25 protein-coding genes and 2 pseudogenes are annotated in these 17,994 nt (G+C 42.6%); 26 read left to right on the forward strand and 1 reads right to left on the reverse strand.

Going from position 1 to position 17,994, the window contains the following annotated elements; genetic code table 11:
• The first annotated feature begins 99 nt into the window (after window positions 1–99).
• The 15 genes and pseudogenes from R4537_RS01735 to R4537_RS01805 all read left to right on the forward strand — a co-directional run bounded on the left by R4537_RS01735 (window position 100) and on the right by R4537_RS01805 (window position 9,374).
• Window positions 100–588, forward strand: coding sequence for a hypothetical protein (locus R4537_RS01735; protein WP_033933186.1), 489 nt, complete (start codon window positions 100–102; stop codon window positions 586–588).
• A 226-nt stretch (window positions 589–814) separates the two neighbouring features.
• On the forward strand, window positions 815–1,093 hold the full coding sequence (locus R4537_RS01740) for a DUF3709 domain-containing protein (RefSeq protein WP_071178225.1): 279 nt from the start codon (window positions 815–817) through the stop codon (window positions 1,091–1,093).
• Between the two features lie 376 nt (window positions 1,094–1,469).
• Window positions 1,470–1,718: a DUF3709 domain-containing protein gene (locus R4537_RS01745; protein WP_422641470.1), complete on the forward strand. Its 249-nt coding sequence runs from the start codon at window positions 1,470–1,472 to the stop codon at window positions 1,716–1,718.
• A gap of 292 nt (window positions 1,719–2,010) precedes the next feature.
• Window positions 2,011–3,141: a DUF4238 domain-containing protein gene (locus tag R4537_RS01750; RefSeq protein ID WP_071179060.1), complete on the forward strand. Its 1,131-nt coding sequence runs from the start codon at window positions 2,011–2,013 to the stop codon at window positions 3,139–3,141.
• A gap of 167 nt (window positions 3,142–3,308) precedes the next feature.
• A pseudogene (locus R4537_RS01755) lies at window positions 3,309–3,478 on the forward strand (DUF3709 domain-containing protein).
• 266 nt (window positions 3,479–3,744) lie between these two features.
• Window positions 3,745–4,227, forward strand: a complete 483-nt coding sequence (locus R4537_RS01760) for a GNAT family N-acetyltransferase (RefSeq protein WP_071179059.1) — start codon at window positions 3,745–3,747, stop codon at window positions 4,225–4,227.
• Between the two features lie 191 nt (window positions 4,228–4,418).
• On the forward strand, window positions 4,419–4,676 hold the full coding sequence (locus tag R4537_RS01765) for a type II toxin-antitoxin system Phd/YefM family antitoxin (RefSeq protein ID WP_000861987.1): 258 nt from the start codon (window positions 4,419–4,421) through the stop codon (window positions 4,674–4,676).
• Window positions 4,664–4,966 (forward strand): type II toxin-antitoxin system RelE/ParE family toxin, encoded by a 303-nt coding sequence (locus tag R4537_RS01770; RefSeq protein WP_000818171.1) that lies wholly within the window; start codon window positions 4,664–4,666, stop codon window positions 4,964–4,966. The genes R4537_RS01765 and R4537_RS01770 overlap by 13 nt, the downstream gene beginning before the upstream one ends.
• 164 nt (window positions 4,967–5,130) lie before the next feature.
• A complete protein-coding gene (locus R4537_RS01775) occupies window positions 5,131–5,670 on the forward strand; it encodes a hydrolase (protein WP_338952989.1) in 540 nt (179 codons plus the stop codon).
• A gap of 175 nt (window positions 5,671–5,845) precedes the next feature.
• Window positions 5,846–6,811 (forward strand): hypothetical protein, encoded by a 966-nt coding sequence (locus R4537_RS01780; RefSeq protein ID WP_148494386.1) that lies wholly within the window; start codon window positions 5,846–5,848, stop codon window positions 6,809–6,811.
• A gap of 158 nt (window positions 6,812–6,969) precedes the next feature.
• Complete coding sequence (locus R4537_RS01785) at window positions 6,970–7,467, forward strand: GNAT family N-acetyltransferase (protein WP_071178896.1); 498 nt, start codon at window positions 6,970–6,972, stop codon at window positions 7,465–7,467.
• Between the two features lie 135 nt (window positions 7,468–7,602).
• On the forward strand, window positions 7,603–8,139 hold the full coding sequence (locus tag R4537_RS01790) for a nucleotidyltransferase family protein (protein ID WP_071178897.1): 537 nt from the start codon (window positions 7,603–7,605) through the stop codon (window positions 8,137–8,139).
• A 176-nt stretch (window positions 8,140–8,315) separates the two neighbouring features.
• Window positions 8,316–8,648, forward strand: coding sequence for a type II toxin-antitoxin system RelE family toxin (locus tag R4537_RS01795; protein WP_000843587.1), 333 nt, complete (start codon window positions 8,316–8,318; stop codon window positions 8,646–8,648).
• Window positions 8,635–8,949, forward strand: coding sequence for a helix-turn-helix domain-containing protein (locus tag R4537_RS01800; protein WP_000071008.1), 315 nt, complete (start codon window positions 8,635–8,637; stop codon window positions 8,947–8,949). The genes R4537_RS01795 and R4537_RS01800 overlap by 14 nt, the downstream gene beginning before the upstream one ends.
• A 143-nt stretch (window positions 8,950–9,092) precedes the next feature.
• On the forward strand, window positions 9,093–9,374 hold the full coding sequence (locus tag R4537_RS01805) for a hypothetical protein (protein ID WP_069648539.1): 282 nt from the start codon (window positions 9,093–9,095) through the stop codon (window positions 9,372–9,374).
• A gap of 72 nt (window positions 9,375–9,446) precedes the next feature.
• Here R4537_RS01805 and R4537_RS01810 read toward each other — a convergent pair whose 3' ends face one another.
• The gene (locus tag R4537_RS01810; RefSeq protein WP_069648540.1) at window positions 9,447–9,911 is read right to left on the reverse strand and encodes a hypothetical protein; all 465 of its coding nucleotides are present in this window, start codon (window positions 9,909–9,911) and stop codon (window positions 9,447–9,449) included.
• Between the two features lie 339 nt (window positions 9,912–10,250).
• On the opposite strand from R4537_RS01810, the gene R4537_RS01815 reads away from it, so the two are divergent.
• The 11 genes and pseudogenes from R4537_RS01815 to R4537_RS01865 all read left to right on the forward strand — a co-directional run bounded on the left by R4537_RS01815 (window position 10,251) and on the right by R4537_RS01865 (window position 17,513).
• The gene (locus R4537_RS01815) at window positions 10,251–10,451 is read left to right on the forward strand and encodes a hypothetical protein (protein ID WP_071177737.1); all 201 of its coding nucleotides are present in this window, start codon (window positions 10,251–10,253) and stop codon (window positions 10,449–10,451) included.
• Between the two features lie 93 nt (window positions 10,452–10,544).
• Entirely contained in the window at window positions 10,545–10,823 is a 279-nt protein-coding gene (locus R4537_RS01820) for a DUF3709 domain-containing protein (RefSeq protein WP_057561549.1), read from the forward strand.
• Between the two features lie 281 nt (window positions 10,824–11,104).
• Window positions 11,105–11,491: a hypothetical protein gene (locus R4537_RS01825; RefSeq protein ID WP_139284672.1), complete on the forward strand. Its 387-nt coding sequence runs from the start codon at window positions 11,105–11,107 to the stop codon at window positions 11,489–11,491.
• A 138-nt stretch (window positions 11,492–11,629) separates the two neighbouring features.
• Complete coding sequence (gene tnpA, locus R4537_RS01830) at window positions 11,630–11,950, forward strand: IS66 family insertion sequence element accessory protein TnpA (RefSeq protein WP_114813763.1); 321 nt, start codon at window positions 11,630–11,632, stop codon at window positions 11,948–11,950.
• Window positions 11,947–12,300 carry an IS66 family insertion sequence element accessory protein TnpB gene (gene tnpB / locus R4537_RS01835; RefSeq protein WP_071178690.1) on the forward strand — a complete coding sequence of 118 codons (354 nt, stop codon included), beginning with the start codon at window positions 11,947–11,949 and terminating at the stop codon, window positions 12,298–12,300. The genes tnpA and tnpB overlap by 4 nt, the downstream gene beginning before the upstream one ends.
• Window positions 12,301–12,359: 59 nt before the next feature.
• The gene (gene tnpC / locus R4537_RS01840; RefSeq protein WP_114813761.1) at window positions 12,360–13,889 is read left to right on the forward strand and encodes an IS66 family transposase; all 1,530 of its coding nucleotides are present in this window, start codon (window positions 12,360–12,362) and stop codon (window positions 13,887–13,889) included.
• 128 nt (window positions 13,890–14,017) lie between these two features.
• Window positions 14,018–14,407, forward strand: a complete 390-nt coding sequence (locus R4537_RS01845; RefSeq protein ID WP_139284671.1) for a hypothetical protein — start codon at window positions 14,018–14,020, stop codon at window positions 14,405–14,407.
• Between the two features lie 204 nt (window positions 14,408–14,611).
• Window positions 14,612–15,315: pseudogene (locus tag R4537_RS01850) on the forward strand (Fic family protein).
• Window positions 15,316–15,508: 193 nt separating this feature from the next.
• Window positions 15,509–15,766: a hypothetical protein gene (locus R4537_RS01855; RefSeq protein ID WP_338952994.1), complete on the forward strand. Its 258-nt coding sequence runs from the start codon at window positions 15,509–15,511 to the stop codon at window positions 15,764–15,766.
• Window positions 15,767–15,979: 213 nt separating this feature from the next.
• A complete protein-coding gene (locus R4537_RS01860; RefSeq protein ID WP_080483250.1) occupies window positions 15,980–16,339 on the forward strand; it encodes a DUF3709 domain-containing protein in 360 nt (119 codons plus the stop codon).
• Between the two features lie 14 nt (window positions 16,340–16,353).
• Window positions 16,354–17,513, forward strand: a protein-coding gene (locus tag R4537_RS01865; protein ID WP_139284674.1) for an IS3 family transposase whose coding sequence is annotated in 2 segments (ribosomal slippage) — window positions 16,354–16,603 and window positions 16,603–17,513 — 1,161 coding nt in all. Because the reading frame shifts where the segments join, the coding sequence is not laid out codon by codon here.
• Window positions 17,514–17,994: the final 481 nt, after the last annotated feature.

Genomic DNA, 17,994 nt, shown 5'->3' on the forward strand with positions numbered 1-17,994 from the left:
TATGCGTTGGTTTTTGTGGTTACGGTGTTATGCGTAAGCTTGGTTGTGGCGTTGGCTGCCCCTTAACCGGGCGTTAGGGCTTAATGGAGAAAGGAAACAATGGAGCTTGTTTTTGGCTACGCACTGGGATTTTTGGTGTTGATGCCGTTACTGACGCTCATGCATGAGCTTGGTCATGCGATACCTCAGTTGTGTATGAAAAAGAAAGTTGTCATTGATTTGGGTGGCTCGAGCCTAATCCCGATAATAAAAGTGAGCCGCTTGTTTATCAGAATTGCGCCATTTTCTACTTTTCATGGCTTTTGTAGCATAAGTTCAAGGCTGTCGAGAGTCGGTTTGGTGTTCACGTTGCTTGGTGGCCCACTAGTAACATTACTTTTAGCCATGTTATTAAATGAGCTAAGAATGGTTGACGCGGGTCAATGGTTCACTTTTTTAGCAAGCTTTGGTTTTTACTTCACGGTGTTTCAATTAGTTCTTACTTTAGCACCAATGAAATATCCAAGTTTTTTTGGTGGTTATAGTGGCACAAAAAGTGATGGGTTAAGAATATTAGAAGCCCTAAGGTGTAATGAAAGTACGCCCTAACAAACGCCTCAAAGGGACTGCCAACGCGTGGCGTTTTCAGTCCCATTGAACCGCAGTGGTTACTGTTGTTGTGTTTGAGTTTAGTGGTAATGCGTTGCCAGCCCCTTAGGCGGGCGTTATGCTTAATCCATAAAAATCAGTAGTTTGTGGTTGTCGATTCCTTTGGCATTTCGTTCATGTTTTGTCGGCAATTCAATATTGTTTTTCGCTGCCTAATGAAGTGGCAATGTATCTGGCGCTGAAAAATCGCAGTGATTGCCTCATTGTGTTGTTGAGTCTGCGTGAGGTTAGTATTGTTGGCTCAAGTCGCTTTGAGCAGTTTGGTGCCTTTACTTATGGGCTTAAAGTTTGTCAGCAATTAGGCATTGTTTTTCGCTGCCTAATGAAACGGCAATCTGTCTGTCGCTGTAAATTTCAGTGTCATTGCCTCATTGAGTTGTTGTGCCCATGCGTGGTGAGTGAGTTTGTCGGAGAGGGTTTCCACATTGGCCTGGTGACTAAATGAAAGCCTGCATTGGTCAGTTCATAAGTAAAAGTTGAGCCAGTTCTAATTCAAGGGAATTCGATATTTGGTCAATATTTTCAGTTAGTTACTCTTGAGTTGGTTCAAATGTAAAGTGTTGAAGCTTAAGCATAACAAACGCCTCAAGAGGGACTGTCAACGCGCGGCGTTTCCAGTCCCATTGAGCCGCGGTGGTTACGGTTGTTGTGTTTGAGTTTGGTGTTATGCGTTGTCAGCCCCTTAGGCGGGCGTTATGCTTAATCCATAAAAATCAGCAGGTTGTAATTGTCGATTTCTTTGGCATTTCGTTCAGGTTTTGTCGGCAATTCAATATTGTTTTTCGCTGCCTAATGAAACAGCAATGTATCTGACGCTGTAAATTCTGAGTGATTGCCTCATTGGGTTGTTGAGTCTGCGCGGGGTTAGTATTGTTGGCTCAAGTCGCTTTGAGCAGTTTGGTGCCTTTACTTACAGGCTTAAAGTCTGTCGGCAATTGAACATTGTTTTTCGCTGCCTAATGAAACGGCAATGTGTCTGTCGCTGTAAATTTCAGTGTTATTGCCTCATTGAGTTGTTGTGCCAATGTGTGGTGAGTGGGTGGGTTTGCCGGAGAGGGTTTCAACATTAGCTGAGTTGATAGATGAAACTCTGCTTTGGTCAGTTCATAGGTAAAATTTGAGTCAGTTCTAACTCAAGAAAATTTGAAGTTTGGTCAATATTTTCAGTGGTTTACTTTTGAGTTGGCTCAAATGTAAAGTGTTGAAGCTTAAGCATAACAAACGCCTCAAGAGGGACTGTCAACGCGCGGCGTTTCCAGTCCCATTGAGCCGTGGTGGTTACGGTTGTTGTGTTTGAGTTTAGTGTTATGCGTTGTCAGCCCCTTAGGCGGGCGTTATATGCTTTCGGAAAATGGAGGTTTCATGGCACAGAAAACAGATCAACATTTAGTCCCAGCTTGCTATTTAAGGTCGTTTTTAGCTGACATATCAGATTTACAAAAGAATAATCCGAAAATGAAATCTGGGGTTTTTGTTAGCTCAAAAACTCTAGACTCAGGGTGGAAGATGAGAGGTGTAAATCACAATATATTTACGGTGAATAAATTTTACAACCTTCCGGAAGATGACGAAAATGAGCCGATAATTGAAAATTTCTTATCTACGGTAGAAAGCTTATATCGTAAGTATCTTACAAAAGTAGAGAATCGTGAATTGACTAATGAAGTAATGTCCTTTCTCTCATATTTTGTGACGTTACAGCATATTAGGGTAGTTCGTTTCATTCGCTCTATGCAGGGAACGTGGGATGACATTGCTAAATATTGTGATGACATTACTGGTGAGAATGATTATAAAAAGTTACTTGCTGATGTTGTTAAAAGACAAATACCAACAATAGACTTAGGAGGCATCGCTCACCCAAACTCTAGAATCGTATATAATCATACTAAGTTTAAGTTTGTTACATCAGACAATCCTGTAATTAGAAAAGATGTAAATAAAAACGATCTAAGTCGTATTTTACCAAAGGAGATTATTCGAAGTGATGTGCCAGAATCATATGAGTCAGTTCTGTTCTGTTTTCCATTGACACCAAGTATTGCTTATATTTCTTGTGATTTAATCATTTCTGAAAATGAGATTAATTTTTATGATCGTCATTTGGAAAATATATTTTATCTGAATTACTATTCAATATTAAATGCTGATGAAAAGGTCTACTCATCTATAGCTGAACCAATGAAAGGGGAAGTTGAACTATCTAGACATCTTAAAGAGCTAAAGTCCAAAGGGCAGTATATTAAAGTTTATACTGAACTATACAGATTAAGGATAGATGGTGAGTTAATAGAAAGTGATGGTAACATTTTGAGGTTCAAATGTTATCATACTAATGAGTTACCCAAACTTGCTACAGGTGATAAAGTCTCTTTAGTCGAGGTAATCAATGATGGCAAAAGTATAGTTGGTAAGCGATATTGCTCGATAATGGAAGTCGACAATGTTTCTGGTTTGGTTTCTTTTAAATCAGACCTCAAGCTACGCATATAACAAACGCCTCAAGAGGGACTGTCAACGCGTGGCGTTTCCAGTCCCAATGAGCCGAGGTGGTTTCGGTTGTTGTGATTGAGTTTAGTGTTATGCGTTGCCAGCCCCTTAGGCGGGCGTTATGCTTAATCCATAAAAATCAGCAGGTTGAGGTTGTCGATTCCTTTGGCATTTCGTTTAGGTTTTGTCGGCAATTCAATATTGTTTGTCGCTGCCTAATGAAGCGGCAACGTGTCTGGCGCTGTACTTTCAGTGTTATTGCCTCATTGAGTTGTCGTGCCCATTCGTGGTGAGTTGGCTTGTCGGAGAGGGTTTTCACATTGACCTAGTTGCTAAATGAAAGCCTGCATTGGTCAGTTCATAGGTAAAAGTTGAGCCAGTTCTAATTCAAGGGAATTCGAAGTTTAGCCTATGATTTCAGTGATTTACTCTTAGGCTTGTTCAAATGTAAAGTGTTGAAGCTTAAGCATAACAAACGCCTCAAAGGGACTGTCAACGCGCGGCGTTTCCAGTCCCAATGAGCCGCGGTGGTTTCGGTTGTTGTGTTTGAGTTTTGTGGTGTGCGTTGCCAGCCCCTTAGGCGGGCGTTAGGCACAGGGTGGAAAATTGGAACTACAACAGTTAAATCAGCGCTATCTTAAATGCTTGCTCGACCATGTTGAACTTGACTCAGAATTGACGTTTTGTGAAGGGGCTGTGCTACCAAAGCATGTTCTGATTCGTTCTTATGAGCAGCTCCAAAATTCAAAAGCTGAAATTTGGTCATTACCTTACATGATGTCAGTGGACAATAATGTCGTTGGTTTCTGTGGCTTCAAAGATGAACCTCAAGATGGTGAAGTTGAAATTGGATACAATGTTTCGCCTTATAAACAAGGTCGAGGATTTGCAAAATTGGCAGTCAATCAACTTTGTCAGTTAGCGTTTAATGTGGATTCAATTGAAAGTGTTGTGGCTTTGATTTCATCGGCGAACCTCGCTTCGTTGAATGTCGTACGAGCCAACAACTTTGTTTTCATTGGTTTTGTGGTTGATAGCGACAATGAAAAATTGGAAAAATGGGTGCTACAGCGGGCATCCTGTGCCTAACAAACGCCTCAAGAGGGACTGTCAACGCGCGGCGTTTCCAGTCCCATTGAGCCGAAGTGGTTTCGGCTGTTGTGATTGAGTTTAGTGGTAGTGCGTTGCCAGCCCCTTAGGCGGGCGTTAGCCGTTTGAAAGCTTGCTATGCTCTGAGTGATAGAATAGTATCACTTTGGTGTTTCTTTGGAGCAGCTTAAATGAAAGTAGAACTTGTAACGTCACTAAAACGGCAGGCCACTAAGATCCTTGCCGATCTTCATGATACTAAAGAGCCAGTATTGATAACTGAGCATGGAAAGCCGTCAGCTTATCTTATTGATGTAGATGATTATGAATTTATGCAAAATCGTTTAGCAATCCTCGAAGGAATTGCTCGTGGTGAGCGAGCTCTAGCGGATGGCAAAGTAGTCAGCCATCAAGATGCTAAGGACAGAATGTCAAAATGGCTGAAATAGTTTGGACGGAACCAGCTCTATCCGATCTAAATGATATTGCTGAATACATAGCGCTTGAAAATGTCGTAGCTGCTAAACAACTGGTGCAAACTATTTTTACAAAAGTTGAACGTTTGGCCGATTTTCCAGAGTCTGGACGCATTCCACCAGAACTAGAGCACCTCAATTATCGTGAAGTCGTTGTAAATCCGTGCCGTGTTTTCTACAAGTATGATGATGCAAATGTTCGTATTCTTTTTGTTATGCGTGCGGAGCGAGATTTGCGTCGGTTAATGCTTACGAAACAGTAGCTTTAGAAAAAACGGCTAACAAACGCCTCAAAGGGATTGTCAACGCGTGGCGTTTCCAGTCCCATTGAGCCGCGGTGGTTTCGGTTGTTGTGTTTGAGTTTAGTGGTAATGCGTTGCCAGCCCCTTAGGCGGGCGTTATAAGGTGTTTTAGCAAAGGAGTCTGTATGCTTGACAAGGAAAATACTGGTCTGATTATCGTTGATATCCAAGGCAAGTTGGCTCGATTGGTTTCTGACAGTAATGAGCTTGTTTCAAACTGCATAAAACTAATTAAAAGAGCTCAATTGCTAGGATTGCCAATAGTTTGGCTTGAGCAAAATCCAGATAAATTAGGTCAAACCATCGAAGAGCTCAGAGTGTTATTGAGTAATCAACAACCGATTAGCAAGTTCAGTTTTGATGCTTGTGGTGAGCCTCGTTTCATCGGAACTATCCAAAAATCAAAGAAAACGTCTTGGTTAATATGTGGTATCGAAGCTCACATATGTGTTTATCAAACGGCTATTCATCTCAAAAATCTAGGTTACGACATACATTTAGTGAGTGATTGCGTGTCTTCACGTGATGAATCAAACAAGGAGCTAGCAATTACAAAGCTAGCAGGGGCTGGTGTTGAAATAACAGGTTTAGAAATGAGTCTTTATGAACTGGTTAAAGATTGTAGAGCGGCAGAGTTTAAAGAAATACTCAATCTAATTAAGTAGTTATCCACCTTATAACAAACGCCTCAAGAGGGACTGTCAACGCGCGGCGTTTCCAGTCCCATTGAGCCGCGGTGGTTGCAGTTGTTGTGTTTGAGTTTAGTGTTATGCGTTGCCAGCCCCTTAGGCGGGCGTTATGTCACAAGCGTTAAAATGAAATCCTCAGTGGAGTTTTTTAATGAAAGCATTCGAAATTGAACCTAAGTTAAAGCCTGATATGTCAAGGTATCTCATTCATATGACGGGTAAATCTGCCATAAAGAGTATCTTGACTGGTGGAAAAACAGATAATGAAGGTTTTATCAAGGCTCAAAACCCAAATGGTTCAACATCGAGTAACTTTACCCATAAAATCGCCTGTTTCACTGAAACCCCGATTTTTGCTTTGGGTGGTTTTGTTGCAATATCAGAAAGGCGTAGAGAGCAAAATATGCACTATGGCATTGGCTTTCGTAAATCTTATATGGTTAAGCATAATGTTAGACCGACAATTTACCTAGACAATGATGTACTTGGAAAATTGTTCTCAATTTCCGATGCTTCTGAGGACGAACAAGTAAGTTCATTAGTGGATTCAATCAAATCACTTGCTCACCCGTTGGGTGAAAAAACATACCGACAAGGCTTCACTTGGGAAAGGGAATGGAGGTATGTTGATGATTGTGGTTTTTACTTTGATTTTGATGCCATCGAAATAATTTGTTGTCCCAAAGAAGAGCAATTAGAACTTCAAGTAATACTTGGTGGTTTTTCCGATAAGATCCAATTTGTTGATTCGTGGGCACAATATAAAAGTCATACTGCGCATATAGAATACTCTGAAATCAAAGGGAGAATTGCACAGGGGTTAACTAGTCATGATGAGTTTGAAATTGATGACTTTCTTGAAAACTATGAAGAGAACCTAGAAAGTCTCAAAGCTTACAAGGATTATGTGGTTTCCCTAAAAAGCAGTGTGGATGATATCGAAAGACAATTAGTTGATATGGTTGAGTGGAAAAATTATATAGATGCCCATACTGCTACACATTGTGGACACTTTTCTGAAAATCTTGTTTGGCGCTCTGACTTTGAAGAATCTTTCTGTCCTGAATGTTCCAGAGAGTTTGATGAAGGCATGGCGAAAGCTATGCTCGACGACTAATCGGAAAAGTGACATAACAAACGCTTCAAGAGGGACAGCCAACGCGCGGCATTTTTATCATGCGTTGGTTTGTGTGTTTACGGTGTTATGCGGACAGTTCGTAAAGCGTTGGCTGCCCCTTAAGCGGGCGTTATGCATTTTTTAGGAAAAGAGGAACTATGGTTGTTGAAGTTAGGCGAGCAGAGCCATCAGATGCTAAAGCGATAAAAGGAATTTATGAGTGCCCAAATGCCTACACCGGCACATTACAACTTCCGCTTCCATCCTCCGATATGTGGGAAAAACGTTTCCAGAATATTCCAGAGCACGTTTATGCGTATGTGGCAGTAGTGGACGGTGAAGTAGTAGGTAATTTGGGCTTTGAGCTATGTACCAATCCGCGACGTCGTCACGTTGGTACATTCGGCATGGGCGTAAAAGACGATGCTCAAGGTTTAGGTGTTGGTAGTGCTTTACTGAAAACGGTTATCGATTTAGCGGATAACTGGCTGAATTTGAAACGAATCGAATTGACGGTCTATGTGGATAACGAACGAGCGATTAATTTGTACAAGAAATTCGGTTTTGTAATTGAAGGTGAGTCGAAAGCTTATGCATTCAGAAATGGCAGCTACGTTGACGTTTACCATATGGCTCGCGTTGTGGCACATGCATAACAAACGCCTCAAGAGGGACTGTCAACGCGTGGCGTTTCCAGTCCCATTGAGCCGCGGTGGTTTCGGTGGTTGTGTTTGGGTTTGGTTGTTATGCGTTGTCAGCCCCTTAGGCGGGCGTTATGGCGCAAGGTGAAAATGAAAGGCATCGTTGATTTAATTAGAAAAGATCCCATTCGACTTGAAGCACTAGAATGTGTCTACCAGCTTGAACTGCCTCAATGCTACATAGCCGCAGGTTTTGTGCGAAACCTTGTCTGGGACTCTTTACATCACAACGTAAAGCTGACGCCATTAAACGACATTGATGTCATTTTCTTCGATGCCGATCGTTTAGATTCAGATTATGAAAAATCACTTGAGCTCAAGTTGTCGGAGCAAATGCCCCAGCTCAATTGGCAAGTGAAAAATCAAGCTAAGATGCACTTACAAAATGGCGACAATGCTTACCAAAGCATATTGGATGCCATGAGCTATTGGCCTGAAAAAGAAACGGCGGTAGCGGTGAGAAAAGTCGAGCATGATCGTTACGAATGTATATCAGCCTTTGGTTTCGAGAGTTTATTTCAAGGTTTTATCACACATAATCCTAAACGAGCATATGGAATCTTCGAAAATCGAGTAAAGTCAAAGGGTTGGTTGGCTATATGGCCTAACTTGAGAATTGCGCCATAACAAACGCCTCAAGAGGGACTGTCAACGCGTAGCGTTTCCAGTCCCATTGAGCCGCGGTGGTTGCAGTTGTTGTGTTTGAGTCTAGTGGTATGCGTTGCCAGCCCCTTAGGCGGGCGTTATAGCTCTTATCTGAACTAGCTCTTGCTATCTATACGCTTGGTGCGTACACTCCATTTATGAAAAGTGTATTTGTCGAATCAACAATTTTTGAAAAGTACCGAGATGAATATCTCAGTGATGAGGAGTATAGGCTCTTTCAAGCAGAGCTAATGCTAAACCCCAAGCTGGGTGATGTGATTCAAGGTACTGGCGGTTTGCGAAAAATTCGAGTTGCGAGTAAAGGCAAGGGAAAGCGTGGTGGTTCACGGATTATCTATTACTTTCTCGATGAAAAGAGGCGTTTCTATTTGCTAACCATTTACGGCAAAAATGAAATGTCTGACTTGAATGCAAATCAAAGGAAACAACTAATGGCTTTTATGGAGGCGTGGCGCAATGAGCAATCGTGATTTATTTGCAGAGTTAAGCTCAGCTCTTGTTGAGGCTAAGCAGCATTCAGAAGGTAAGCTTACTCTGAAAACACATCATGTGAATGATGTGGGTGAGTTGAACATCTCACCGGATGAAATCGTGAGTATTCGCGAGCAGTTCAATATGTCCCGCGGAGTCTTCGCGCGGTTACTTCATACGTCTTCGCGCACATTGGAAAACTGGGAACAAGGTCGTAGTGTGCCAAATGGTCAAGCGGTCACTCTTTTAAAGTTAGTACAGCGTCATCCAGAAACGTTGTCACACATAGCCGAGCTATAACAAACGCTTCAAGAGGGACAGCCAACGCATGGCATTTTTACTATGCGTTGGTTTTCGTGGTTACTGTGTTATGCGGAGAATCAGTAGTGGCGTTGGCTGCCCCTTAAGCGGGCGTTAGGTTGCTTCACAAAAGGGAGTACCTAATGGACGTAAATTTAGCTGAAAAATTGATTGCAGACGTACTGACCACAAAGTTTGGTTGTGAGTTTGAACCTGTTCCATCACATCGACATCTGAACTTCAGAAGTGCAGATTATGACTTTTCGTTTCCTGCCAATTTATTGTATGAAGCTGGTAGCAAGTGTTTAGAGCAAAAGATTAGTCATTGGCTTCAGCGGGATTTCGATTTAATCAAAGCGGGTAGTCATGTAATTTATAATGGAAATGGCGAGATTATGCCTGATTCGGTAATTGCAGAAGAATAGTTCTCATCGAAACACAGGGTGACATATGAAACCAATTGGTTTTGGTGATAGTGCTTCTCATTATCGCTAGAATCAATTCTGAGCGTGTCTATTCACTCTAGGCTTGTTGGTTATGGCATAACGTCTTGGGCTTGTCTCAGAGCCTAAATAGGCGGCTAAATTGGCAAGCCTTTGCTTTGATACTGTGTCTGTATATTTTTCTCGGTCAAATGGACGTTGTGCGACTCTAACTTGGCTGTCATAGGTGTATCGAGAGAGCACTTTGCTAAGCAAGTTCAAATCAAGTTCGGCAGAGGTGAGAATTTGAATGTATCCGACAGTGCCATATCTGAACTGATTTTTTAATCTCAACACCCAAATCATAGTGATACTTTTGAATGCAGCACTGACAGGTTTTTTAATTTCCTGCATCAAATTGTTGAACAGAAATGCATCATCAAAGTTATTAAAAAATATCGCTGTCTGATGCGTGGGCTTGATGGTTTTAATGTGATTAATCAGCTTACGCTTAGTCTTATCTTGAGATGATTCAGTCATAGTTTATACACCAATAATCATATTTCTCTATATCCTTATATTGCTTCCAGAGAATGTGAGTTTTATCGTATGTTTAATGGTGCATAAGTTATTGATTTATTGGTATTATGCAATTGTGATATTGGTCGAGTTGACGACTAAGAATTACGAAAATCGGATAGTAGTGCGGTGAAAATCACACTCAAAATGAGACATCGTAACCTAACAAAGCATTTAAGTGGGATTCACAACGCGTAGCATTTTTAGCATGCAGTAGCTATCTTGGTGAGCGTAGTTTGCATTGAGTTAGTTTGGGCGTTGTTCACCCCTTAATGCGGCGTTAGCCGTCATCGAGGAAATATGAAAGTTCATCTATTGAAAGATAGCACTGACTTGAGGTCAGTTGCAGAAGTACTACTGACACTTCGTCCAGATTTTGATTTGGAATCTCTGTCTGCACAAATACTTAAACAGCAGTCGAATGGCTATAAAGTTGCGTATGTAAAATCAGGTGATGCTGTATTGGGTGTTGCTGGATTTTGTATTATGCTTAATCCATAAAAATCAGTAGTTTGTGGTTGTCGATTCCTTTGGCATTTTGTTCATGTTTTGTCGGCAATTCAATATTGTTTTTCGCTGCCTAATGAAGTGGCAATGTATCTGGCGCTGAAAAATCGCAGTGATTGCCTCATTGTGTTGTTGAGTCTGCGTGAGGTTAGTATTGTTGGCTCAAGTCGCTTTGAGCAGTTTGGTGCCTTTACTTACAGGCTTAAAGTCTGTCGGCAATTGAATATTGTTTTTCGCTGCCTAATGAAACGGCAATGTGTCTGTCGCTGTAAATTTCAGTGTTATTGCCTCATTGAGTTGTCGTGCCAATGCGTGGTGAGTGAGTTTGTCGGAGAGGGTTTCCACATTGGCCTAGTTGCTAAATGAAAGCCTGCATTGGTCAGTTCATAGGTAAAAGTTGAGTCAGTTCTAGTTCAAGAAAATTCGAGTTTTGGTCAATGATTTCATTGGGTTATTCTTGAGTTGGTTCAAATGTAAAGTGTTGAAGCTTAAGCATAACAAACGCCTCAAGAGGGACTGTCAACGCGTAGCGTTTCCAGTCCCATTGAGCCGCGGTGGTTACGGTTGTTGTGTTTGAGTTTTGTGTTAATGCGTTGCCAGCCCCTTAGGCGGGCGTTATAAGCACCAATTCAAATTAAGGAGATAATTTGAGTATTTGTGAATGTGAAGGACCAATAAAAGTAAAAACGAGAGTTTCTCATACTTGCTGCACATGTAATCAGCCTGTAAAAGGTTTACAGCTTAAGAAAAAATTGAAATATATGGCCATCATTGGAGTGGTTGGTTATGGAGTTGGGCAAGTAACTGAAAATGTTATTTTTGATAATAGATATCCTTTAGAAGTTGAGTATTCAATTCTTGATGCATGTGTTAATAGCTCTGGAAGCCCCTTAAGTCTTAAGCAATATCGGAGCAAGCAAAAAGTGTGTCTATGTGCGGTGGGAGAAACTATTAATACAGTAAACTATTCATCATATAAATCATCGAGCCATGAATTTAACCAAGTTTTACTAAGAAATTTAAATAGGTGCTAGGTGTTACTACCTAGCACCAGCGTTGCTATTTTGAACGAGGCGGATTGTTGCCTCTGCCGTAAGCGCGTCATAAACCCCGCATTCTAATCGTCTAGCCCGAATAATAAGATCAAACCTCCAACCCAAAGGCGATTTGAAATGGCTAAACGACGCACTCACCAAGAATGGCGAACCCTGTTCGAACACTATGAATCCAGCCAGTTATCACAACGATTATTCTGTGAACGTAACGGACTGAGCCTCTCCACTTTTTACGCTAAGCGCCAACAGTTAAAGCACATCGAAAAACCGAACACGATTGGCTTTGTTAAAGCAGAAGTCGTTGAAAAGAGGACAAAGTATCAAGCCACTCACCTTGTCGTTGCCAACATGACACTACTTGTAAACAATGTTGAACTGATCATTCCGCAAGGCACGCCAACAACCTATCTTGCAGAACTTATCGGTGCGCTGTCATGAAACGCATGCTCAGTGCTCCCGAAATCTATCTCTATCGTGAAAGCGTCGATTTTAGAAAGTCCATCAACGGTCTCGCGGCCATGATTGAAAGTGACACCGACTTACCGTTAGGAAGTGGTGCACTGTTCCTGTTCACCAACAAACAGCGCGACAAAATCAAAGTGCTGTACTGGGATAAGACAGGCTTTGCTCTTTGGTACAAGCGCCTTGAAAAAGCCAAGTACAAGTGGCCATCAAAAGAGCAAAACGACGTGTTTACCCTAACTCAATTCGAGCTTGATAGACTGCTTTCTGGCTTCACGATTATCGGCCACAAACCCGTTATAATAAATGATTTTACAATGACTTAAGCGATAATAAAGTCTTATCCACCAAGCATTAATGGCATAATTTTAGTATAATCAATGCCATGAAAAAGACGCCAAATATCAATCCAGAAAGCCAAGATGTTGCCGAGCTACAAGCGATGGTGAAAGCGCTGTTGGCGTCAGAAACCCAATTGAAACAAGAGCGCCAGTCGCTGCTTGAACAACTCAAACTTGCCTTCGACCGTCAGTTCGCTAAACGCTCGGAGGCGTTAAAGCCTTACAATGAATCACAAGGTGACCTCTTCAACGAAGCGGAATGTGAAGCCGCTAAGGAAGAAGAGGTTGAGGTCACGACGACCAACACAACCAAGAAACGTGGTAAACGCAAGCCACTGCCAAAGAGCCTGCCTCGTGAAGTTATCGAACTTGATTTAGACGACCATGAAAAGCAGTGCACTTGCTGCCAACATAGTCTGCATAAAATCGGTGAAGACCGTAGCGAGAAACTTGAGTTCACGCCAGCGGTACTAAAAGTGTTGGAATATGTTCGTCCTAAATATGCTTGCCGCCAATGCGAACAAACAGAAGACAAAAACCACGTCGTTCAAAAGCCAGCGCCGCAAAGCATTATCCCTAAAAGCTTCGCCACAGAAAGCTTACTGGCCAATATCATCCTCGGCAAATACCAATACGCGATGCCACTGTATCGTCAAGAATCCCTGTTTACCCAGTCGGGTATCGAACTCTCACGCACCACCATGGCAAGGTGGGTTATCCAAGTCAGTGAGAAGTTCGCCCCACTTTACGCGGCCTTAAAAACGCACCTACTTGAGCAAGTGGTGGTTCAGGCGGATGAAACGCCGCTCAATGTCCTCAAGGAAGACAAGCAATGCTACATGTGGCTCTACTGCTCGGGCGCGGACTCGCCAGGTGCCGCACTCCCTAATGTGAAAAATATCGTCTTGTACGACTATCAAAACAGTCGCGCGAGGTCGTGCCCTGTTGCCTTCTTGGGGGATTACAGTGGTTATCTGCAAACCGATGGCTATGGTGCTTATGATGGGCTTCATCGAGTCACCAATGTCGGTTGCTTCGCGCATGCTCGGCGTAAGTTCATGGACGCGAAAAAGCTTCAAGGCAAAGGTAAGTCAGGTAAAGCGGATAAAGCGCTTGCCAAAATCCAAAAGCTTTATGGGATAGAATCACGCTTAAAATGTGAGTCTGCGGAAAAACGAAAAGCAGAACGCCAGCAGCATGCCAAACCGATACTGGATGAGTTATACGAATGGATGACGACTCAACAGATGCTTGAGTCTAGCCCGCTGGGTAAGGCGATAAAATACACGCTCGGCCAATGGTCAAAGTTAATCCTCTATATCGATGACGGTCACTTATCGATAGACAATAACCGTGCTGAACGCGCCATTAAGCCGCTGGTTATTGGTAGAAAGAACTGGCTCTTCTCGACCAATCCCAATGGAGCTGAAGCGAGTGCGATGCTTTACAGCATCGTTGGGACAGCGAAAGCCAACGGTCTCATCCTCTACGACTACATGGTCAAGTGCATGAAAGAGCTAGCGAAAGCAGAGCCAGATATCGATGCACTCCTGCCTTGGAACTTCAAACACTAACAATATCGCCCTGTGGGATCATGGGGCGGATACCCTCTGCCTCCACCAGATGGGTTTCCAGTTTTGCTAGGTCCGTTAGGTGGGGTGTTTCCTTTAGCCATATATTTATCCTTTAGTTTCTACATCGGTTGTCTGAATTAGACGAATACACTTTAGCTCATGTTTGGGGACATATGGGGACACATGACAGTGATGAATTAAAAAAAGAAATCAAAGAGCTTCTAGGGGTCTTGGAGTGGTCTCAAAGGCAGCTTGCACGTGAGTTGTATATGGATGAGTTCGATGATGATGACGCTGTTGAGTTGCGTAAGTATGAAGAGCGTGTAAGAAAGGCTCTTTCTAGATCAAAGAACCAAACTGAGCTCTTATATGGTTATTTATGTTTTATAAAAAACCATTACGCATTTAGAAAGACACGCTTAATATCAAATGCTTATCAAAAGCCCGATGTGTTATCTCGAGAACAGTTTGAGATGATGAAAGCAGTCTCAAAGTTAATTGATGAGAAATTGGGCTAGGGTGCTTATAACAAACGCCTCAAGAGGGACTGTCAACGCGTGGCGTTTCCAGTCCCATTGAGCCGCGGTGGTTACGGTTGTTGTGATTGAGTTTTGTTGTTATGCGTTGTCAGCCCCTTAGGCGGGCGTTAGCCGACTTCTACCACCTTGTCTGCTCACAAGTGTATACTTGGCCTAGTTTTACTTAAATTGAAGAATATCGCTATGACAGCATTTTCAGATAACACTTGGCATATGAAGCCAAATATAGCTTTGGCTAAGCAGCTTGCTAAAAGAGATGTGCCTGCTCTGGTTTATGATGCGGTGAACCTTGAAGGTGTTGCAATGACTTTGCCAGAGGTACAAACCATCCTTGATGGGATCACTGTCGGTGGTCATCGAATCAGTGATCAAAACATGGCCATGAACCAAGCTAAAGCATGGGAATTTATCTTTGCTTTAGTCGATCGTGGAGAGTTTAAATTTAATAAAGAAATAGCCTTAAAAATTCACAACATAGCCGGGCAAGAAGAGGCATTGGAGTGGGGAAAATTCCGTTCGGGTTATGGGGCTCTGAGTATGAACCTCCAGCTCCGGATGAGTTGGATGCAAAGTGGATTGAGGTTGAGCAACAAGTAGGCAATGAGGCTGATATTTACGATCAGGCGATCACTGCATTTTTACAAATGGCCCGAGCCCAATTTTTTTGGGACGTCAATAAGCGTACTGGCCGTTTTATGATGAATGGGATCCTTTTAGCTAATGGTTTTCCGATCATCAATGTTCAAGCAAAGCGTCAACAAGAGTTTAATACGCTGATGCTCGATTTTTACAGCTCCAATGATATGACAGCGATGAATAAGTTTTTGCGAAGCTGTTTGGATGAGAAAATCATCCGTAATTTCAAACTGGATCTGAAAATCGGCTAACAAACGCCTCAAGAGGGACTGTCAACGCGTGGCGTTTCCAGTCCCATTGAGCCGCGGTGGTTATGGTTGTTGTGTTTGAGTTTAGTGGTAATGCGTTGTCAGCCCCTTAGGCGGGCGTTATGTGTTTTTTAGCTAGTCCTAATCGAAACAAGCACATAGAATTGGCAGACTCGTTTCCAAGTTAGTTTTCAGCATGAATAGATCAAGCATGTTTGGGATTGTGGCATCACTATTTGGATTGTCAGCATTAATCTTTACTCTGATGGATGGCTCAGATTTTCCATTAATTCAATGGCCATACGAAGCATATCAAGGCTTGTTATTTTCGTTTGTTTGGGGCTTTGGCGTATCAGCGACGGTTGGATATCTGCTGTCAATCCTAGTTTTCCTTTGTGTTGCCGTTGTTTGCTTTGCAGTTGGTCATAAAATATCGCGTAGCATGTTTGGGTGAAGCTAACTTTAGCTTAGAGTTCATACACATAACAAACGCCTCAAGAGGGACTGTCAACGCGTGGCGTTTCCAGTCCCATTGAGCCGCGGTGGTTTCGGTTGTTGTGTTTGAGTTTAGTTGTTGTGCGTTGCCAGCCCCTTAGGCGGGCGTTATGCTTAATCCATAAAATCAGTAGGTTGTGAATGTCGATTCCTTTGGCATTTCGTTCAGGTTTTGTTGGCAATTCAATATTGTTTTTCGCTGCCTAATGAAGCGGCAATGTGTCTGGCGCTGTTAATTCTGAGTTATTGCCTCATTAGGTTTTTGAGTCTGCGCGAGGTTAGTATTGTTGGCTCAAGTCGCTTTGAACAGTCTGGTGCCTTTACTTACAGGCTTAAAGTCTGTCGGCAATTGAGCATTGTTTTGCGCTGCCTAATGAAACGGCAATGTGTCTGTCGCTGTAAATTTCAGTGTCATTGCCTCATTCAGTTGTCGTGCCCATTCGTGGTGAGTTGGTTTGTCGGAGAGGGTTTCCACATTGTGTTCTGGTCTAATCCCATCGGACACTTAATTTTGAGACAGTATGGTCAATAAATTAAGAGGTCTATATGAGTCTGAAGAAATCACATAAAAGTTATCCGCAGGCATTTAAAGATGAAGCCGTCTTGATGGTGCTAGAACAAGGTTATAGCGTTGCCGATGCGGCAAAGTCTCTTGGAGTTAGCACGAGCCTGCTTTACAACTGGAAAGAAAGACACGAAGCCCTGAAACAAGGTATCACCTTAGAAGAGTCTGAGCGGGATGAGTTGAAGCGATTGCGTAGAGAAAACAAAGAATTGCGTATGGAGAAAGAAATTCTAAAAAAGGCAAGCTCCTTCTTTGCGAGAGAAATGAAGTAAGATTTCGTTTCATCAAACGGCAATCTCACCTGTTTCCCGTGGCACTGTTATGTCGAGTAATGAGCGTAAGTAAATCAGGTTATTACGATTGGCATAAGCGCCCTGCAAACGTGATAAGCCTTGAAACACTGAAGCTTTATCGCCTTGTTCGACAGCTATTTAAGCAAAGTCGAGGCAGCTTAGGGAATCGTGAAATGGTGAAGAAATTGCGCAAGGAAGGCTATCAGGTTGGTCGCTATCTCGTTCGTAAAATTATGCACCGCCTTCGACTTAAAGCAACCCAGCGACGCGCTTACAAGGTGACAACGCAGCGAAAGCACTCAGATGCAGTGGCTGATAACCTGTTAAATATGAACTTTAATCCAGTATCGGCTAATCAGGTCTGGGCGGGTGACGTGACCTATTTAAAGACGGGTGAAGGCTGGATGTATTTAGCAGTGGTGATGGATTTATATTCACGCCGGATTGTGGGATGGCATATAGACAAACGCATGACTACAGATTTGATATCTAAGGCATTAATAAAAACCTACAACCTGCGACAACCAGCGCGAGGGCTGGTATTTCACAGTGACCGAGGCTCGCAATATACCAGTAAGCAATTCGGTAGGCTGCTATCGAGCTATGGTATCCGAGCTAGCATGGGTGATGTGGGGGCGTGTTGGGATAATGCCGTTGTTGAGCGATTCTTTGGCAGCTTAAAACACGATTGGATTTTTAAAGTTAATCAACCAACAAGGGAGTTTATGAAGCAAGATGTGACTGCTTACATGAAATATTACAACTTGGAGCGGCTGCATTCTGCTAATGACGATCTTTCACCGGTAGAGTTTGAAAATTCTCAAGTAGAAGTGTCCAGTTTGGGTTGACCAGTACAGGCCATGATGGCTGGGGTTATCCTTCATTACTCAATAAGTTAGATATTCAATAACGTCTCACTTTACGCCGATCTACAATGTCAAGTCGCTTGGGTACAGTGTTGTACTGTAGCAAGCGGCATGATTGACGTGCGGGAGCTCATGCTTGATCGGTCATCAGAAAATGAGAACTTAATCGGCATTCTAGACGTTAAACTCGGGGCGTGTATTTCGCACTTTTCCAGCGGTTTGGGGATTCACTCAAGCGTAGTAATGCGTCTGACAATACTTCATTGAGTTCTCAAGGTGCCCCATCACAAAAATCACGATTTTCAAGGTTTCTTTCTGGTTTGAGATCTTCCCCAATAAGATCGCATTGATCTTGTTCATTGGTCGGTTTTCGTTGATCTAAATCAATACTCTCACTTGATGCATTTCGTTAAATACGCCACAACATATAGTGTCAGTCGCAGAAAAATTAGCCCTATATAGT

Source organism: Vibrio paracholerae (genome assembly GCF_037672085.1).
Taxonomy (GTDB): domain Bacteria; phylum Pseudomonadota; class Gammaproteobacteria; order Enterobacterales; family Vibrionaceae; genus Vibrio; species Vibrio cholerae.

What these genes read in the sequence shown, in the direction of transcription:
- R4537_RS01735 (WP_033933186.1), top strand. Translation starts at nt 100, where the DNA reads ATGGAGCTTGTTTTTGGCTACGCACTGGGATTTTTGGTGTTGATGCCG.
- R4537_RS01740 (WP_071178225.1), top strand. Translation starts at nt 815, where the DNA reads ATGTATCTGGCGCTGAAAAATCGCAGTGATTGCCTCATTGTGTTGTTG.
- R4537_RS01750 (WP_071179060.1), top strand. Translation starts at nt 2,011, where the DNA reads ATGGCACAGAAAACAGATCAACATTTAGTCCCAGCTTGCTATTTAAGG.
- R4537_RS01765 (WP_000861987.1), top strand. Translation starts at nt 4,419, where the DNA reads ATGAAAGTAGAACTTGTAACGTCACTAAAACGGCAGGCCACTAAGATC.
- R4537_RS01770 (WP_000818171.1), top strand. Translation starts at nt 4,664, where the DNA reads ATGGCTGAAATAGTTTGGACGGAACCAGCTCTATCCGATCTAAATGAT.
- R4537_RS01775 (WP_338952989.1), top strand. Translation starts at nt 5,131, where the DNA reads ATGCTTGACAAGGAAAATACTGGTCTGATTATCGTTGATATCCAAGGC.
- R4537_RS01780 (WP_148494386.1), top strand. Translation starts at nt 5,846, where the DNA reads ATGAAAGCATTCGAAATTGAACCTAAGTTAAAGCCTGATATGTCAAGG.
- R4537_RS01785 (WP_071178896.1), top strand. Translation starts at nt 6,970, where the DNA reads ATGGTTGTTGAAGTTAGGCGAGCAGAGCCATCAGATGCTAAAGCGATA.
- R4537_RS01790 (WP_071178897.1), top strand. Translation starts at nt 7,603, where the DNA reads ATGAAAGGCATCGTTGATTTAATTAGAAAAGATCCCATTCGACTTGAA.
- R4537_RS01795 (WP_000843587.1), top strand. Translation starts at nt 8,316, where the DNA reads ATGAAAAGTGTATTTGTCGAATCAACAATTTTTGAAAAGTACCGAGAT.
- R4537_RS01800 (WP_000071008.1), top strand. Translation starts at nt 8,635, where the DNA reads ATGAGCAATCGTGATTTATTTGCAGAGTTAAGCTCAGCTCTTGTTGAG.
- R4537_RS01805 (WP_069648539.1), top strand. Translation starts at nt 9,093, where the DNA reads ATGGACGTAAATTTAGCTGAAAAATTGATTGCAGACGTACTGACCACA.
- R4537_RS01810 (WP_069648540.1), bottom strand. Translation starts at nt 9,911, where the DNA reads ATGACTGAATCATCTCAAGATAAGACTAAGCGTAAGCTGATTAATCAC.
- R4537_RS01815 (WP_071177737.1), top strand. Translation starts at nt 10,251, where the DNA reads ATGAAAGTTCATCTATTGAAAGATAGCACTGACTTGAGGTCAGTTGCA.
- R4537_RS01820 (WP_057561549.1), top strand. Translation starts at nt 10,545, where the DNA reads ATGTATCTGGCGCTGAAAAATCGCAGTGATTGCCTCATTGTGTTGTTG.
- tnpA (WP_114813763.1), top strand. Translation starts at nt 11,630, where the DNA reads ATGGCTAAACGACGCACTCACCAAGAATGGCGAACCCTGTTCGAACAC.
- tnpB (WP_071178690.1), top strand. Translation starts at nt 11,947, where the DNA reads ATGAAACGCATGCTCAGTGCTCCCGAAATCTATCTCTATCGTGAAAGC.
- tnpC (WP_114813761.1), top strand. Translation starts at nt 12,360, where the DNA reads ATGAAAAAGACGCCAAATATCAATCCAGAAAGCCAAGATGTTGCCGAG.
- R4537_RS01855 (WP_338952994.1), top strand. Translation starts at nt 15,509, where the DNA reads ATGAATAGATCAAGCATGTTTGGGATTGTGGCATCACTATTTGGATTG.